Origin of the sequence: Cryobacterium sp. BB736 (genome assembly GCF_014980265.1) — a bacterium.
GTDB lineage: Bacteria > Actinomycetota > Actinomycetes > Actinomycetales > Microbacteriaceae > Terrimesophilobacter.
In genome coordinates, this window is the sequence record NZ_JABXWQ010000001.1 from 625,809 (window position 1) to 642,021 (window position 16,213).

At 65.6% G+C, this 16,213-nt stretch carries 14 protein-coding genes; 2 read left to right on the forward strand and 12 right to left on the reverse strand.

Going from position 1 to position 16,213, the window contains the following annotated elements; genetic code table 11:
* Window positions 1–46: 46 nt before the first annotated feature.
* From IRG63_RS02900 to IRG63_RS02910, 3 genes are all read right to left on the reverse strand, one after another.
* A complete protein-coding gene (locus IRG63_RS02900) occupies window positions 47–931 on the reverse strand; it encodes a carbohydrate ABC transporter permease (RefSeq protein WP_349236091.1) in 885 nt (294 codons plus the stop codon).
* Window positions 928–2,205, reverse strand: coding sequence for an ABC transporter permease subunit (locus IRG63_RS02905; RefSeq protein ID WP_227411706.1), 1,278 nt, complete (start codon window positions 2,203–2,205; stop codon window positions 928–930). Before IRG63_RS02905 ends, IRG63_RS02900 begins: the two co-directional genes overlap by 4 nt.
* Before the next feature lie 122 nt (window positions 2,206–2,327).
* The gene (locus tag IRG63_RS02910) at window positions 2,328–3,635 is read right to left on the reverse strand and encodes an ABC transporter substrate-binding protein (protein ID WP_193509188.1); all 1,308 of its coding nucleotides are present in this window, start codon (window positions 3,633–3,635) and stop codon (window positions 2,328–2,330) included.
* A 253-nt stretch (window positions 3,636–3,888) separates the two neighbouring features.
* Here IRG63_RS02910 and IRG63_RS02915 point away from each other — a divergent pair, with 253 nt between their 5' ends.
* Together IRG63_RS02915 and IRG63_RS02920 are read left to right on the forward strand one after the other, a co-directional pair.
* Window positions 3,889–4,914, forward strand: a complete 1,026-nt coding sequence (locus IRG63_RS02915; RefSeq protein WP_168625747.1) for a LacI family DNA-binding transcriptional regulator — start codon at window positions 3,889–3,891, stop codon at window positions 4,912–4,914.
* 131 nt (window positions 4,915–5,045) lie between these two features.
* Window positions 5,046–6,680 carry a LuxR family transcriptional regulator gene (locus IRG63_RS02920; RefSeq protein WP_168625748.1) on the forward strand — a complete coding sequence of 545 codons (1,635 nt, stop codon included), beginning with the start codon at window positions 5,046–5,048 and terminating at the stop codon, window positions 6,678–6,680.
* A 400-nt stretch (window positions 6,681–7,080) separates the two neighbouring features.
* Here IRG63_RS02920 and rplL read toward each other — a convergent pair whose 3' ends face one another.
* The 9 genes from rplL to IRG63_RS02965 all read right to left on the reverse strand — a co-directional run bounded on the left by rplL (window position 7,081) and on the right by IRG63_RS02965 (window position 16,203).
* Window positions 7,081–7,470 carry a 50S ribosomal protein L7/L12 gene (gene rplL / locus IRG63_RS02925; protein WP_168625749.1) on the reverse strand — a complete coding sequence of 130 codons (390 nt, stop codon included), beginning with the start codon at window positions 7,468–7,470 and terminating at the stop codon, window positions 7,081–7,083.
* Window positions 7,471–7,524: 54 nt separating this feature from the next.
* Window positions 7,525–8,040, reverse strand: a complete 516-nt coding sequence (gene rplJ, locus IRG63_RS02930) for a 50S ribosomal protein L10 (RefSeq protein ID WP_168625750.1) — start codon at window positions 8,038–8,040, stop codon at window positions 7,525–7,527.
* Between the two features lie 231 nt (window positions 8,041–8,271).
* Window positions 8,272–9,279, reverse strand: a complete 1,008-nt coding sequence (locus IRG63_RS02935; protein WP_168625751.1) for a sugar phosphate isomerase/epimerase — start codon at window positions 9,277–9,279, stop codon at window positions 8,272–8,274.
* Window positions 9,276–10,145: a sugar phosphate isomerase/epimerase gene (locus tag IRG63_RS02940; RefSeq protein ID WP_168625752.1), complete on the reverse strand. Its 870-nt coding sequence runs from the start codon at window positions 10,143–10,145 to the stop codon at window positions 9,276–9,278. The genes IRG63_RS02935 and IRG63_RS02940 overlap by 4 nt, the downstream gene beginning before the upstream one ends.
* A gap of 69 nt (window positions 10,146–10,214) precedes the next feature.
* A complete protein-coding gene (locus IRG63_RS02945) occupies window positions 10,215–11,414 on the reverse strand; it encodes a substrate-binding domain-containing protein (RefSeq protein ID WP_168625753.1) in 1,200 nt (399 codons plus the stop codon).
* The gene (locus IRG63_RS02950; RefSeq protein ID WP_168625754.1) at window positions 11,404–12,543 is read right to left on the reverse strand and encodes an ABC transporter permease; all 1,140 of its coding nucleotides are present in this window, start codon (window positions 12,541–12,543) and stop codon (window positions 11,404–11,406) included. The genes IRG63_RS02945 and IRG63_RS02950 overlap by 11 nt, the downstream gene beginning before the upstream one ends.
* Window positions 12,540–13,580 (reverse strand): ABC transporter permease, encoded by a 1,041-nt coding sequence (locus tag IRG63_RS02955; RefSeq protein WP_168625755.1) that lies wholly within the window; start codon window positions 13,578–13,580, stop codon window positions 12,540–12,542. The genes IRG63_RS02950 and IRG63_RS02955 overlap by 4 nt, the downstream gene beginning before the upstream one ends.
* Entirely contained in the window at window positions 13,577–15,070 is a 1,494-nt protein-coding gene (locus tag IRG63_RS02960) for a sugar ABC transporter ATP-binding protein (RefSeq protein WP_168625756.1), read from the reverse strand. Before IRG63_RS02960 ends, IRG63_RS02955 begins: the two co-directional genes overlap by 4 nt.
* On the reverse strand, window positions 15,067–16,203 hold the full coding sequence (locus tag IRG63_RS02965) for a Gfo/Idh/MocA family protein (protein WP_227411707.1): 1,137 nt from the start codon (window positions 16,201–16,203) through the stop codon (window positions 15,067–15,069). The genes IRG63_RS02960 and IRG63_RS02965 overlap by 4 nt, the downstream gene beginning before the upstream one ends.
* Window positions 16,204–16,213: the final 10 nt, after the last annotated feature.

Consider the following 16,213-nt stretch of genomic DNA (forward strand, 5'->3'; position numbering starts at 1 on the left):
GTCAACCCTACGCACGCCCACCCCCAAGCGAGATGGATGAGCAGGGTCAGCGTTGCGAGCCGGCCAGCAGCGCTTGCACGAAGTAGCGCTGGAACGCGAAGAACACGATTAGGGGGATGATCATCGAGATGAACGCACCGGTCGACAGCACGTCGATGTTCGCTCCGAACTGCCGCAACTGACTCTGGATGGCGACGGTCAGCGGCTGCGACTGCGAGTTGCTGAAGATCAGGGCCACCAGCATGTCGTTCCAGGTCCACAGGAACTGGAAGATCGCGAGCGACGCAATCGCCGGCACTCCGAGCGGCACGATCACCGTCAGGAAGATGCGGAGGTCGCTCGCACCATCCAGCCGCGCCGCCTCGAGCAGCTCCGATGGGATCTGGGTGAAGAAGTTGCGCATCAGGAAGATCGCGAACGGCAGGCCGAAGGCGATGTGGAACAGCACAACACCGAGAATCGACCCGAAGATGCCGAGAGCCCCGAACATGCGGGCGATCGGGATGAGGCCGACCTGAATGGGAACCGCCAGCAGGATGATCACCGCAATGAGCAGCCAGTCGCGGCCCGGGAACTCCATCCACGCAAACGCGTAGCCCGCCAAAGAGCCGAACAACACGACGAAGAAGGTCGTCGGCACGGCGATGAGGATGGTGTTCCAGAAGGACCCGGTGATGGTGTCGTTCGAGAGCAGCGCGGCGTAGTTCTCGAGTGTCAGCTGGGTTGGCTCGGTGAACACTGTCCACCATCCGGATGACGCGCTGTCGCCCACCGTACGCAGGGACGACAGGAGGAGTCCGACCGATGGGACGAGCCAGAACAGCGCGACCAGGACGAAGACGACGTTGACGATGGAGTTGTTGAAGACGCCGAGGATGCGCTGTCCGACGGTCTTCTTGCCGCGGACGATGGTCAGGTCAGCTCCGGTCACCGCGACCGCTCCTCTCGGAAGCGCCTCACGTTGATGATCATCGACGGGAGCACGAGAATCAGCAGCAGCAGGGCGAGCGCAGAGCCGAGACCCTGGTTGTTGCCACCGCCGAAGGACACCGTCCACATCTCGACCGCGATCACGTTAGCCGCGGGTTTCGATGAGCCGGGCGGTATGACGTAGACCAGGTCGAAGATCTTGAGCACGTTGATGATGAGCGTCACGAAGACGACGATGATCACCGGCGACAGCAGCGGAGCGGTGATCTTGGTGAACACCTTCCACTCGCTCGCGCCGTCCATGCGCGCGGCTTCCTGCAGCGACCGGTCGATCGCGGAGAGCCCGGATGCGATCATGATCATCGCGAAGCCCGCCCAGATCCACACGTAGCTGAGGATGATCACCGCCGTGATCAGGGTCTCACCGAGCCAGTTGACGCCCTGGTAGCCCTGGGTGAAGTTGGAGGCGGGCAGCGCGATCGTGTAGCTGCCGTCGGCGAGCCCCGTGATCTGGTACTGGCCCTCGGCATCCGTCTCCGCGCTGGCGGCGATCGAGCCGTCGTCGGCAACCGCGTCGACACGGATGCCGGGCAGTCCGGACTTGCCGTCCTCGATCTCGCCGTTTTCGCCGCCGCCGCCGCGGATGACGTCAAGCCACACCGTGCCGGTGATCTCGTCGGAGCCGGCGGAGCCCGGCTCCTCAGCCTGGGCGGCTTCCTCCGGGATGGAGTCGGCCCGGATGCCGACAAGGGGGAAGTTCTGTTCAGTGCCCGGTTCAACGGCGCCGTCGCTGGCGATCGTGCCGCCCTGCACGATGAGTCCGGAGTCCGCCCGCACGTTAGCACCCGGATACGCTGACTCATCCGTGAACCAACTGTTGATACCGACTAGTGCCGCGTTGACGACACCGAGGTTCGGGTTCTCCTGGAACATCATCCGGAAGATGACACCGGCGGCGAGCATCGAGATCGCCATCGGCATGAAGATGATGAGCTTGAACGCGGTAGCCCAGCGGATCCTGTCGAGCAGCACCGCGAAGATCAGGCCGAGGATCGTGCAGGTGACCGGCGCAACGATGACCCAGATGATGTTGTTCCGGATGGCGGTGAACGTCGAGTCACGCGTGAACATCTCGACATAGTTGTCGAATCCGACGAACTGGCCGCCGCTCGCATCGAAGAACGATCGCACGACCGTGTAGACGATGGGGTAGGCGACCAGCGCGCCGAGCAGCAGCAGCGCGGGAGCCAGGAAGATCAACGCAATGAGGAACATGCGCCGACGGGACGATGCCCGGGAGGAACGGCCAGGGCCGCCCCTCCCGGTGCTTGTCTCCGCCGGAGCAACCGCTGACTGTGTCATCGCCTGACTCCGCACCGAGGGTTATCGACTATCTATCAGTATGCCGCCACTGCAGCGTCTTCCAGCGCCTGCTGGGTGCCCGGGATGTCACTCGGGTCCTGCAGGAACGAGATCATGATCTGCCAGAAGCCCTGCCCGGGGGTACCGCCAAACGCGCTCGGCGTCAGGTCGGACATGTCGAAGCGGAAGGTCTCGGCGCCGGTGAGCGCTTCAGCGATCTGCCGTGAGATGTCGTCCGGGTACAGCGACGTGTCGACGTTTGAGTTCGGTGAGGTCAGGCCGCCGTTCGGCACCCAGATCTCAGCCGCCTCGGGCGTCGCGAGGAACTGCATGAGCGCGTCAGTTACCTCGTCATCGACGAGCGCAACGGCGACGTCACCGCCGCCCACGACTGCCGGCTCTGAATCGTTCACCGCGGGGAAGTCGTAGAACAGCGCGTTCTCGCCGACGACGGAGTTGCCGTCATCCGCGATGTTGCCTGCAACGAAGTCACCCTCGTAGACGGTCGCCGCCTGCGGGTCAGCGCCGAACACCTGCGTCACCGAGTCGTCGAAGGTGCGCTGCACCGCGCCCTCCTGGTACAGCGCCTGGTTGCCGAACAGCTCGGCCAGCACCTCGAGCGCCTCGGCGACCGACGGGTCGGTCCACGGGATCTCGTGGTTGGTCAGTTGGTCGTACATGTCACCACCGGCTGTGCGCAGGTAGACGTTCTCGAACCAGTCGGTCAACGGCCATCCGACGTCCGCACCGATCGAAATCCCGGCAAAGCCGCTGTCACTGATGACCTGCAGCTGCTCCAGGAAGCTGTCCCAGTTATCCGGAACCTCAGCGCCCGCCTGGTCGTACAGGTCGGCGTTGTACCAGACAGTCGACTTGTTGGAACCCTTGAACCAGACGCCGTACAGCTCACCGTCGACCGTGCCCAGATCGATCCAGCTCTCCGAGTAGTTGTCTTCGACTGCCGCTCGCGCGTCGTCAGATAGCGGAATAAGGTTCCCGTCCCGCGCGAGGCTCTGCAAGAGCGCGGGCTGCGCGAGAAGCGCGACGTTCGGCGGGCTGCCGCCCTCGATCTGCGTGCCAAGGGTCGTGGCCGCCTGGTCACCGAAGCTCGTGTAGTTCACTGTCGCGCCGGTGTCCTCCTCAAACTGGGCGAGGACCGCCTCAAAGTTCTCCTGCTCCGCGCCCGACCATGCGCCGGAAACCTCGAGCGTCTCGCCCGAGAAGTCTCCGAGGTCGTTCCCGGTGTCCGTGCCGCCACCACCGGTGCAACCGGTGAGAACGAGACCAACCACACCGAGAGAGGCGACGGGAAGGAGAAGTCTGTGCTGCAGGGACTTTCTCATGTGCTTCCTCCTCTTAGGTGACCCGTCAGGGAGGTAATGTCGCCGCCCCGCGGGTCCATCATGCTTGGAGCCGGTCCCGTTCGGGAACCGGTTCCATAGACACGCTACGTTACTGCCGTTCGGCAGTTCAAGGACATACCGCAATCGCTAAGCAATCGTTGCCGTCGGCGGCCGGAGTCATTTGTGGAACCGGTTCCACAAACGGCCGGATGTTGACTATGCTGACGCTCAGAACGGCAAGGACGGAGTGAACGTGAGCGCCATCGACGACGTCGCGCGCCGAGCCGGTGTATCCAAGTCGACCGCTTCCCGGGCGCTCAGCGGGCGGGGCTACGTCTCGGCAGAGACCCGCGAGCGGGTCGTGCGGGCTGCCGCGGAGATCGGCTACGTCGCATCCTCGAACGCCGCGAGCCTGGTCACCGGACGCACCCGGAACGTCGGGGTCGTCACGCCGAGCATCAGCCGCTGGTTCTTCGCTGAGGTGCTGGAGGGCATTGAGGCCGCGCTGATCGAGGCCGACTACGACCTGACCCTGTACCGGCTGAGCGACGACCCGGCGAGACGGCGGCGGGTGTTCGACTACTTCCTGGTGCGCAAGCGGGTCGACGCGGTGATCGCCGTCGGCATCTCGCTCACCAAGCAGGAAGTCGAGCTGCTGCACTCGCTCGGCAAACCGGTCGTCGGCATCGGCGGCGAGATCGACGGCATCGCAACGCTCAGCATCGACGACCTGGCCGCGGCGCGCTTCATGACCGAGCACCTGATCAGCCTCGGCCACACGCGCATCATGCACCTGGGCGATGACACCGACGAACAACAGGGTTTCCACGTTCATGACCGGCGACTCGCCGGCGTGCGGCAGGCGCTCGACGCCGCGGGGCTCAGCCACGATGGGGACTTCCGCAAGGTCCCCTACTCGGTTCCCGGCGGCTACGACGGTGGACTGACGGTCCTTGCCGACCCGACCTCGAGGCCGACGGCGATCATCGCCGGATGCGACGAGATCGCGATCGGGGTGATCATTGCTGCTCGACAGCTGGGCATCCTGATCCCCTCCCAGCTGTCCGTTGTCGGAGTCGACGGCCACGCGCTCGCAGGCATGTTCGGACTGACGACGCTCGAGCAGCATCCCGCCGCCCAAGGCAAGGCCGCGGTGGAGGCCGTGCTCGATCGCCTGAGCGGCGACACCCCCACCGGGGAGGCGGCCCGCATGGTGATGCCGGTCAACCTCGTGGTGCGCACGAGCACGACGGCGCCTCCGAGCGACGACAACGTGTGAGATCGTCTCGGAGTCTGGACACGTGATCATCGGGGCAAGTAAGGTCACTCACACGGACCGACTTCGCCTGCACTACCCGAGTCAACCGCAGGTGCCCCTCATAGCCGCGCCCGTACCCTTTGAATCGCGCGATGGCGCGCGAACCGGCATGGCGCAGGGAAACCGTGGAGACAATCGGAAGATTCGACGACCTGCACGAAGGCGTCGCACATCGCCTCGCATCCGGCGAGCCATCGGCCGCCGCCGCCTTGCTGTCCGAGAAGTGGCCCCGCTTCGTGACGCGGCACGGTCACGGCATCCGGGAACTCATCGACTCCCTCCCGCACGAGCTGTGGGCGGATGACCCGTGGCTGCTTGCGGCGATCGGGTCGAGCTACCGCTCGGTTGACTCCGCCGGAGTTGTCGCCGGTCTTCCCTACTTCCGGGCCGCTGAAGCGACGCTCGCGGCAACACCGGATGCGTCCCCCTGGCACACGTCGGACGTGCTCAGTCACCACTCGGCGGCGCTGCGGTCGCTCGGGCTGATCGCCGAGGCCGAGGCGAAGGCGGCCGAGGCAGGCGCCCTGCTGCGCTCGGCGCGATCCCGCGGAACGAAGCAGCGCGTCCGCGCTGAGGGCATCAACGCCCTGCACCGCGGCCTGGTCGCCATCCATCTCGGTGACTTCGAGCGGGCGGAGGGGCTGCTCCAGTTGGCGGATGGCCTCGCCGACCGCACGCTGGGCATCGCCGAGCAGGTGGAGTGCCTCGGCGGGCTCGCCTACCTCCGCTACGCAAACGGGGATTTCGACCAAGCGCTCGCGTTGGTGCGCAAAGCAGAGGCTCTCGATTCGGCGACGCTGAACAGCCGGATCGGTGTGCTCGCGCTCACCGTCGACCTTCTTGTCGCTGTGGAGCGCAACCGGCCGGACGATGTGACTCGTGCAGAGGGCATTGTGAGCGCTGTCGCCGCCGGCTCGGAGTGGGAGCCACTCAGCCTGTTCGCACGCTCGGCGATCTCGGTCATCAGCGGTCGGCACATCGAGGGCCTGGACCACGTGCGTCGGGGCCGCCAGGCAATGCGCGACTGGACCGGTGATCCGGTGGCGCGTGAGCTGTGCGAGGGGATGCGCGGCGTGCTCCACCTTCATCTGGGACAACGGGACGAGGCGCTCGCCATCTTCGAGGTGCTCACCCCGACCGAGAACCACGCGAACTGCCCCGCGCGCTTCATCGCGGGTGTCCGCTTCCTCCACGACGACTACGCGGGAACCCTGGACGCGCTGGCGGACTGCGAGCAGTTGGGCGATGACCACTCGACACGCACCATCATCGACGTGCTGCTGCTCAAGGCGGCAGCGCACTACGAGCTGGGCAACCCCGACATCGCGGACATCGCCTTCGACCAGGCGCTCCTCGTCGCCAGCCACACCGGACTGAAGACGCCGTTCACCCTCATCCCCGGCGACACCATGCAGCGCATGCTCAGCCGCGCCTCTGATCGTCCCCAGCCGGCGCCGGTGCATCGCATCCTCGACACCATGCGGGCCGGGCTGTCGAACCCGTTGCATTCCGCTCTCGAACCGCTCAGCGAACGCGAACTCGACATCGCGCAGCGCCTGTCGCATGACAAGACGCTGGGACAGATCGCCTCCGACCTGTTCATCTCGACGAACACGCTGAAGACCCACCTGCGCAGTATCTACCGCAAACTGAACGCGACCAGCAGGCGCGAGGCCGTGCACCGCGTGCAGGAGCTCGGATTGAGCCGGGAAATCACCCGCTACTAATCCCCGATCACCCCGCGGACCACCCGCACCTGATGGCACTATCGTTCCAAGACTTTCCATCCAAGACTTTCCACAAACGCAGGGCGGATTCGCCGTCGAGACGCCCTGAGGTACAGCCCGGCACACTCGTCCCTGATCCCGAGTCTTCCGGCTGAGACGGCTCAGCGCGGGGCACGTCCAGTGGTTCGGATGTGCCCCGCGCCCCCTTATCTTTATGCGCCCTTCCAGACATCCGCGCACTTCCGGACATCCGCGCCCCTTCCGCCGAACGGCGCCGGCTCCGGACATCCGCGCCAGTTGCGCCGGGCGCGGATGTCCGCAGCGGGCGCGTGCGCCGGGCAGACAGCAAAGGGCGCCGCACCGAAACCGGTGCGACGCCCTCGCGTGAAGTGGAGCTGCTTTACTTGAGCTCGACCGTTGCGCCAGCCTCTTCGAGCTGAGCCTTGGCCTTCTCGGCGGTCTCCTTGTTCGCGCCCTCGAGCACGGTTCCGGGGACGCCGTCAACGAGAGCCTTCGCCTCACCGAGGCCGAGGCTGGTGAGGGTACGCACCTCCTTGATGACCTGGATCTTCTTGTCACCGGCTGCGGTGATGACGACGTCGAAGGAATCCTTCTCCTCGACCTCTTCAGCAGCGGCGCCTGCGCCACCGGCGGCGGGTGCTGCGGCGGCAACCGGGGCGGCCGCGGTGACCTCGAAGGTCTCCTCGAACTTCTTCACGAAGTCGCTGAGCTCGATGAGGGTGAGCTCCTTGAATGCGTCGAGCAGCTCGTCAGTGCTGAGCTTTGCCATTGTGTCTCCTTAGATTTTTCGCGGCGGGATGCCACGAAGTTGTTCACGCTTGAGTTACTGCTGCGCTTCCTGCTTCTCACGCAGCGCGTCGACCGTGCGAACGGCCTTCGACAGCGGTGCGTTGAAGAGGTAGGCCGCACCGAACAGCGACTGCTTGAAGGCGCCGGCCAGCTTCGCCAGCAGCACCTCCCGGCTCTCGAGCTCGGCAAGCTGGTTGACCTCGGCTGCGGAGAGCGGGTTACCGTCGAAGTAACCGCCCTTGATCACGAGCAGAGGGTTTGCCTTGGCGAAGTCACGAAGACCCTTCGCGACAGCGACGGGGTCGCCGTGCACGAAGGCGATCGCGGACGGGCCGGTCAGTTCGTCGTCAAACGAGCTGATTCCGGCAGCGTTCGCCGCGATCTTGGTCAGTGTGTTCTTCACCACGGCGTATGTGGCGTGCTCACCGATACTGCGGCGCAGCTGCTTGAGCTGTGCGACGGTGAGACCGCGATACTCGGTGAGCAGTACGGCGTTCGAGTCACGGAACTGGCCCGTGAGCTCGGCGACCGATGCTTCCTTGTTCGCCATGGCACTCCTTATGTTTCGATGGATGTCGAGCAAAGGAGTGAAACAAGAAAAGCTCCGACGCAAGCGCACGGAGCTGTCGATTCCCTTTCGGGAGGATAACTTCACACACCTGCGCGGGACGATGCTTGACGCATTCCTTCGTTCGACGGCCCACTTTCGTGGACACGCCGAAGACCAGCGGTCTTTGGCTCCGTACAGCCTAAGTGATTCGCCGGGATGCGCGCAAACCGGCTACTGGTTGCTGAATGCGGCGTCGAACGACTGGGCGGGCGGCTCCCAGAGCAGCGAGCGGATGTACTGCACAGCCCGAGCTGCACCGTGCAGTCGTTCCATGCCGGCGTCCTCCCACTCGATCGAGATCGGCCCGGTGTAGCCGATCGACCGCAGGGCCCGGAAGGAGTCCTCCCATGGCACGTCGCCGTGCCCGGTCGAGACGAAGTCCCAGCCGCGTCGGGGGTCTCCCCACTGCAGGTGCGAGCCGAGCACTCCCGCGCGACCGTTGTGCGCACGCATCCGCGTGTCCTTGCAGTCGACGTGGTAGATGCGGTCCTTGAAGTCGACGATGAAGCCGACCGGGTCGATGTTCTGCCACATCATGTGGCTCGGGTCCCAGTTGAAGCCGAACGCCTCGCGGTGACCGATCGCCTCGAGAGCCCTGACGCTGGACCAGTAGTCGTAGGCGATCTCGCTCGGGTGCACCTCGTGCGCGAACCGCACGCCCTCCGAGTCGAAGACGTCGAGGATCGGGTTCCAGCGGTCGGCGAAGTCCTGGTAGCCGTCGTCGATGACCGAAGCCGGCACCGGCGGGAACATCGCAACGTACGGCCAAATGCGGGAGCCGGTGAAGCCGACCACGGTGTCGACCCCCAGCTTGCGGGCGACCCGAGCCGCGCGCTTCATGTCCTCCGCCGCCCGCTGGCGGACTCCCTCCGGGTCACCGTCGCCCCACGTGTAGTCACGAACAATCGCCTGGTGCCGGAAGTCGATCGGATCGTCGCACACCGCCTGGCCGGTGAGATGGTTGGAGATCGCGAACACCCGAAGGCCATGCCGCCCCAGAATCTCGATGCGCTCGTCGAGGTATCCGGGTTCTTCCTCGGCGAGCCTCAGGTCGAGGTGGTCGCCTGAGCACGCGATCTCGAGCCCGTCATAGCCCCACTGCGCTGCCAGCCGCGCGACCTCCTCGAAAGGCAGGTCCGCCCACTGGCCAGTGAATAGGGTGACCGGGTTCGTCGTCATTGTCTGGTCCTCTCATCCTGCAGTTGCCTGAGGTAGCGCAACGATCGCTCGGCAAGCTCGTCCTGACTGCGCGCGAGTGGCCGCCAGATCGAGGCGGCCGTCGCGATGGTCTCATTGTCGCCGGTGAAGCTCTCCAGGTTGAGCGGTCCGGCATAGCCCGCATCGTCGAGCGCGTCGAGGAACGACGGCCAGTCGATGTGGTCGTCGCCTACCGCTCCCCGATCGTTGCCGCTCACCTGCACGTGGGCGATGTGCCCGGATGCCGCCCGGACGGCATCCGTGATCCGCTTCTCTTCGATGTTGAGGTGGTAGCTGTCGAGCGCGAGTCCGAGGTGGTCGCCGAGCAAGGGGTCAAGCGCGTCGAGGCCCTGTTCGACGGTGTTGATCAGGCTCGTCTCGTACCGGTTCAGCGGTTCGATTCCGATCACAACGCCATGAGTCGCCGCGTGGTCGACGACCGGGCGAAGCGACTCGCGCAGCCGGTCGATCGTGCGCGCCCGCTCCGCGGGAGTCATCCGCCAGGTGCGGCCGGTTCGCGCGTAGAACGGGCCGGCGACGACACCGGCGCCGACGGCCGCCGCGATATCGATGCACTGCCGCAGATAGTCCTGCGTGTTCTCGATCACGCCGGGCGACTCGTCAACCAGATCGCGACCGCTGCCCATGGCCCCGACGACGAATGGCTCGAGACGGAGTCCGCCGAGCAGGTCGCGAGCGCGGCCCGGATCCCAGTCGCCGACCGATTCGACCGGCAGCTCGATGGCGTCGAAACCGAGCGAGGCTGCCACGGTTGCAATCCGCTCAAGCCGTTCGTCGTCGAGGGGCGAGACCCACACCCAGGTGTTGACGCCGAGAGACCGACGCATGTCGCCTCCGTTCACAGTCGGGCGGGCGGACCGGTGAACCAGCCACCGGCCCGCCCGCGCTTCAATCGATTACGGGATGATCCGCTCCTGCCACACGGTCGGGTAGCCAGGCAGGTCCTCCCCGCCGAACTTGGCGTAGTGCCCGTCCGGCATTCCCTCGTTCGCCTCGAGGAACTCGGCCCGATCGTCCTCAGTGATCGGGACCTGCGGCAGCACCCACTCCTTCGGGACTTCCTCACCCGCGAAGATCATCTGCACCGCGAGTAGTGGCGTACGCCACTGGAAGTTCGAGTAGACGGGCGCCAGACCGTTCAGGCCGGTCTCTTCCCACTTGCGCATGTAGCTCAGCTCGTCCTCCCCGGTCATCACCGGATAGTCGACTCCAGCGTCCTCGAACGCCTCGATCGCTGCGACAGCACCATCGCCGGCGTCCATCCAGACTCCTGCAACGTCACCGCGTGCGAGCTCATCCGAGACGATCTGCTTGATCTTCACCGGGTCAGCACCGGTGAAGTAGTCGACAGCCTCGATTCCGGCTTCATCGAACAGCTTCTCGGCGGCGGCCCAGCGCTGCTCTAGAACGTCGACTCCGGGGAGGATGCGCAAGGCGATCACCTTGTCGCCCTCCTCGAGGTTGTCGATGAGGAACTCAGCGGTGTCGATGCCCCACGCGAAGCCACCGATCGGGTGGATGAACGTCACGGCGCAATCGGTTTGCACGCCACGGTCGAAGACGACCACTGGCTTGCCTGTCTCGCACGCGCGCTCCACCGCCGGCGTCATCGCCGCTGTGCTGTTCGGTGAGATGACGAACGCGTCACAGTTGCCTTCCTCGATGAAGTAGTCGATGTCGGCGATCTGCGTGTCGTCGCTGTCCTGCGCATCACGCGTTTCCATCTCGCTTATCGCGCCGGACTCCTGCAGCACCTTGAGCTGTTCGTTCATGGTGATCCAGCCGGTCTGGCGCCACGGGTTGGAGATGGACGCGTTCGCGAAGCACACCTTCTTGGCGCCTTCACTCGCGTACTGGCTCGTGTCAACCATCTCGGCGTTGATGTGCTGCAGCCACGGCTCGCCCTCTGGACCCTCCGGGGTGACGGAGCGTTCGGCATCCTGCTTGTCGAACAGCGCCTGGTCGAACCATTCGACCGATTCCTCCGGCGCCTCACTGCCCTCGGGCGCCTCGACATTCGGGTCCGTTGTGCAGCCGGCCAGGGCGATGAGCGCCCCAGCTCCCACGGCGACGAGCGTTAGATTCTTACGTCGCATCACTACCTCCATTGGTTGTCCTCGCGCCGTTCGGCGTTCGGGTCTGCGGTGCAAGTGCCGCACGATCTTCACCGAGATCGGACGGCTCCCCCGGTTGCGGGGAAGTCTCTGGTGTGCGACCGCTGCGTATCGCACGGAACGTCACTGCCGAGTAGGCCACAGCCGCGATGATGATCACGCCCTGCACTGCGTCGCGCATTGTGGCCGGTACCTCCGCGAAGTTGAGCAGTATGAACAGCGCCTCCAACGCGAACGCGCCGGCAACGGCAGCGACCACCCAGCCGCGACCACCGCCAAGTGCCACACCGCCGAGCACCACCGCTGTGATTGCGGTGAACTCGTAGCCGTTTCCAACTGACGGGTGCACTCCCGCATAGCCGACGAGCAGCACGCCAGCGACCGTCGCGCTCAGGCTGGACAGGATGAACGCGCTCGTCTTCACCCACCACACCCGAGCACCCGAGTAGCGCGCGGTCGTCACGTTGTCCCCGACCGCGATCACCATGCGGCCGAATGGCCGACGGGCGAACCAGACCGCGGCCAGCGTCAGCACGATCAGGATCAGCACTGACCACGGGATGATCCCGACCACCGGCACATCCCGGATGCCGCCGCGCCCGACCTCCCGGAAACTGTCGGCCGGGTTGCCGGTCGCCGCGCCGCCGGTCCAGTAGAACACCGCGCCGAGCAGGGCAAGCATCATCCCGAGCGTCACGATGAACGACGGCACCCGGAGCAGCGTGGTGACGAGCCCGTTGACTAGACCGACCGCCGCCCCAAACGCCAGCATGAACAGCAGCACGGGAATGCTTCGCGAGTCATCCTGCCCGATCAGGTTGCCTGCGATGACGACCTGGGCGGTCACTACTGAACCCATCGATAGATCGAATTCGCCGGAGACGATCACGAAGTACTGGCCGATCGCCACTATCGCGACAGGCGCCACCCTTTGGATGAAGCGGATGAGCTGGCCGGGATCGCCGAATTTCGGGTTGAGCACCATGATCGCGATGAGCAGCAGCGCGAGCAGCAGGAAGACGGCGCCACGCGGGCTGATCAGAGTGAACCCGAGCCGCGCAAGGCGACGGCCGAAAGCCGGCCGCGTCGCAGTAGCATCCGTTGTGCTCATCGCGCGCTCCCCTCCATCGAGGTGTCGCGTGCGAGCGCCTCCTGGGTTGCCGCCCTCCCCGGGCTGAACCTCGCCTTGCGGCGCTCAGTCGCCCTGCCCGTGTAGAGAGCGACAGCTGCGACGATGACGATGCCACGCACGACGTCCTTCATGAATGGATTGACCTGCAGCACGCTCATCACGTTGTCAACGACGGCGAAGATTGCGACTCCTCCGAGAGTTCCCCAGACGGAGCCGCGTCCGCCGAGCAGCAGAGTGCCGCCGAGAACGACAGCGGCGATCGACAGGAGGTCGTAGCCGCCCTGGGAACCGACGGTTGGGCTGCCGACGCCGAGTCTGCTCGCCAGCAGCAATCCGGCGAGCGCGGCGGTCATCGAGCACAGCACATGGGCGATGACGAGCGGCTGCCAGACCCGAAGCCCGGACAGTCGCGCCACCGACTGGCTGCCGCCCACCGCGTACATGTGGTGGCCGGTTCGCGTCTTGCGCAGAAACGCAGCGGTCAGTGCGACGAGCGCAACCATGATGATGGTGGAGATCGGCACCGGTCCGACACCGGTCGCGCCGATGAATTGGAACTCCCGCGGCACGCTGCCGGCGGTTCCCTGGTATGTCGTCGCGAGGTAGCCGGAGACGATCAACCCCACGCCGAGGGTCGCGATGAATCCGTTGACCTTGAGTCCTGTGACGATCACGCCGTTCGCGAGTCCGATGAGGCCAGCGACCACGAGGGCAAGCAGCACACCCTGGGCGATCTTGCCTGGATCCCCCGCCATCGTCTCAGCGGCGATCAGACTGGCGAGGCTGACCACGTACGGCACCGAGAGGTCGAGCGAACCGCACAGGATGACCAGGGTCTGCCCGATCGCGACGAAACCGAGCACGCTCATCCCGGTCAGGATGTCCCGGATGTTGCCTGGGCTGAGGAAGTTGCGGCCAGCCATCGACACCAGGATGAAACCGACCACCATCACCGCAATGAGCACGAGCAGCACGATCACCGTGTTGTCGAGTCGTCGCCCACGCAGGAGTTTCATGCCGACACCTCGTGACCGGTGGCCGCGAGCAGTATGGCTTCCTCAGAGGAACCGGCTGGCAGTTCAGCCGCCATCCGGCCGTCGTGCATGGTCAGGATGCGATCCGACATGCCGATGATCTCCGGCAGCTCGGAGGAGATCATGAGGATCGCCATGCCCGCAGCCGCACACTCCCGCATTAGCTGGTAGACCGCCACCTTGGCACCGACGTCGATCCCGCGAGTCGGTTCGTCGAAGATGACGACGCGCGGCTCGGTGACCAGCCATTTGCTGAGCACGACCTTCTGCTGGTTGCCGCCGGAGAGGAACTCCACCTGCTGGTCGAGTCCGCGAGCGCTGACCTCAAGAGACGAGAGCACGCCCGGGATGCGTTTCCGGGCTTCACCGGTTCGGCCGGCGAAGACGCCGCGGATGACCAGCAGCGCGTTGTCGAGCAGCGACTGGTTCAAGGCGAGACCGTGCGCCTTCCGGTCTTCGGTGACCAGTGCGAGTCCAGCTCGGACGCCGGCCCGCGGGCTCGTGATGGTCACCGGCCGTCCGTCCAGCTCCACCGATCCGCGCGTGAACGGAACCGCGCCGAACAGGGCCTCTGCCAACTCGGTGCGACCGCTTCCCTGCAGACCGGCGAGGCCCACGATCTCGCCCGCGCGAATGTCGAACGAGATGCCCTCGAGGTAGTCGTTGCCCGCATTGCGCACGGCAACCCGCACGTCGCCAGCCACGGTGCCCGGCACAGGATCCGGGAAGTAACTCGCGATCGAGCGTCCAACCATCCGGCGCACAAGCTCGCCCGGCGTGAGCTCGGCGGCCGGTCCAGTCGAAACGAGCGCACCATCCTTCAGTACGGTGATCGTCTCGCACAGTTCGAATACCTCGGCCAGCCGGTGGGAGACGTACAGCACGGCGACGCCGCGTGCGGCGAGCTTGCGGATGATGCCGTAGAGCAGCACCACCTCGTTGTCCGACAGCGCCGCGGTCGGCTCATCCATCGAAATCACGCGCGCGTCGAACGACAGCGCCTTGACGATCTCGACGATCTGCTGCTCCGCGACGCTCAGAGTACCGACGCGCGAGCCGGGGTCAATGAAGTCGATACCCAGCTCATCGAGCAGCTGGGACGTGCGGGCAGCCATCTCCTTGTTGTTCACGAACCCGCGCGTCCGCGGCTCCCGGCCGAGGAACACGTTCTCGGCGACACTGCGCTCGGCGAGAAGGTTGAACTCCTGGAACACCGTCGCGACGCCTGCGTGCATCGCCTGCAGCGGGTGGGTGAAGTCGACCGGTGCGCCGTCAAGGCGCAGTTCGCCGTCGTCCTTCGTATACACCCCGGCGATGATCTTCATGAGGGTCGACTTGCCCGCACCGTTCTCGCCCACGAGCCCATGGATGCGACCGGGGTAGAGCTCCAAGTCGATGCCGTGCAGCACGCGCACGCCGAAGAAGCTCTTGGTGATGCCCCTCGTGGTGAGGATGGGCTCAACCCCGTTCATCGACTCACCGCCTCAGCTGGAGTTCCGACGGAGGGCACTTCCACCCAATCGCCGGATGCAGCGGAAGCGAGCACAGCGTCAGTGATCCTGACCGCGCGAAGGCCGTCCGCGAACGTGGGAAGACCGTCGGCGACGTTGCCGCCGATCGCGTTATAGCTGTCCGCGATGAAGGCGTTGAACGCGTCCTGGTAGCCGAGCGGGTGTCCGGCCGGGAGGACGCTAAGCCGCGCGGCATCCGGGGACAGGTCGACCGCATCCCGAGCAAGCAGCTGGGAGCCGACCCGACGGCCGAGCCACAGTTCATCCGGATGCTCCTGGTCGAACCGCACCGATTCTGCTTCGCCGGCAAACTCGATCACCAAGTGGTTCTTGCGTCCCGGGGCAACCTGGGAGATCAGAAGTGTCCCGATCCCGCCGGTCACCGTTTCGAACACCACCGCCACGGCATCTTCGGTGGCGATGTCGCGGTTGGTCGACCGCTCGGAGAACACGGTGCGCTTGACGGCATTGAGCCTGCCGATGCGCTCGCTCGTGACGAACTCGACGAGGTCGACGAGATGGGACCCGATGTCAGCGAACGCTCGCGATGGACCGCCCAGGTCGGAGTTGACTCGCCAGTCATCGTCATCCGGGCGCACAAGCCAGTCCTGCAGGTAGGTGCCCTGCACGCTGAGGAGGGTGCCGGTGGCGCCGCTGCTCACGCGGGCTCGCGCTTCGCGTGCCATTGGGTGGAATCGATAGACGAAGGGAACGGTTGCGGTGACGCCTGCGTCGTCGGCCAGGCGGACCAGCTCCGCGGCCTCCCCGGCGCTCGTGGCGAGTGGCTTCTCACAGATGACGTGCTTTCCGGCAGCAAGCGCGGAACGGACGATGTGCGCGTGAGTCGTATTCGGAGTGCACACGTGCACAACGTCGATGGCGCCATCGGCGAGCAACTCGTCGACGCTGCCATAGCCGCGCTCGTATCCGAGTTCGTGTGCCGCTGAATTGGCGCGCTCGGCTGAGGACGATACGAGACCGACGAGCCGTGCGCCCGCGACGCGCGCTGCACGGCTGTGCACCGTGGCCATAAAGCCGCCTCCGACCATGCCGATACCAAGCTCGGACGGCCGCTGCGAGGACCTCGTCGTCATGCCCGCGATT

Coding starts and splice junctions, on each gene's coding strand:
- IRG63_RS02905 (WP_227411706.1), bottom strand. CDS start 2,205: ATGTTCCTCATTGCGTTGATCTTCCTGGCTCCCGCGCTGCTGCTGCTC.
- IRG63_RS02910 (WP_193509188.1), bottom strand. CDS start 3,635: ATGAGAAAGTCCCTGCAGCACAGACTTCTCCTTCCCGTCGCCTCTCTC.
- IRG63_RS02920 (WP_168625748.1), top strand. CDS start 5,046: ATGGCGCGCGAACCGGCATGGCGCAGGGAAACCGTGGAGACAATCGGA.
- rplL (WP_168625749.1), bottom strand. CDS start 7,470: ATGGCAAAGCTCAGCACTGACGAGCTGCTCGACGCATTCAAGGAGCTC.
- rplJ (WP_168625750.1), bottom strand. CDS start 8,040: ATGGCGAACAAGGAAGCATCGGTCGCCGAGCTCACGGGCCAGTTCCGT.
- IRG63_RS02935 (WP_168625751.1), bottom strand. CDS start 9,279: ATGACGACGAACCCGGTCACCCTATTCACTGGCCAGTGGGCGGACCTG.
- IRG63_RS02940 (WP_168625752.1), bottom strand. CDS start 10,145: ATGCGTCGGTCTCTCGGCGTCAACACCTGGGTGTGGGTCTCGCCCCTC.
- IRG63_RS02945 (WP_168625753.1), bottom strand. CDS start 11,414: ATGCGACGTAAGAATCTAACGCTCGTCGCCGTGGGAGCTGGGGCGCTC.
- IRG63_RS02950 (WP_168625754.1), bottom strand. CDS start 12,543: ATGAGCACAACGGATGCTACTGCGACGCGGCCGGCTTTCGGCCGTCGC.
- IRG63_RS02955 (WP_168625755.1), bottom strand. CDS start 13,580: ATGAAACTCCTGCGTGGGCGACGACTCGACAACACGGTGATCGTGCTG.
- IRG63_RS02960 (WP_168625756.1), bottom strand. CDS start 15,070: ATGAACGGGGTTGAGCCCATCCTCACCACGAGGGGCATCACCAAGAGC.
- IRG63_RS02965 (WP_227411707.1), bottom strand. CDS start 16,203: ATGACGACGAGGTCCTCGCAGCGGCCGTCCGAGCTTGGTATCGGCATG.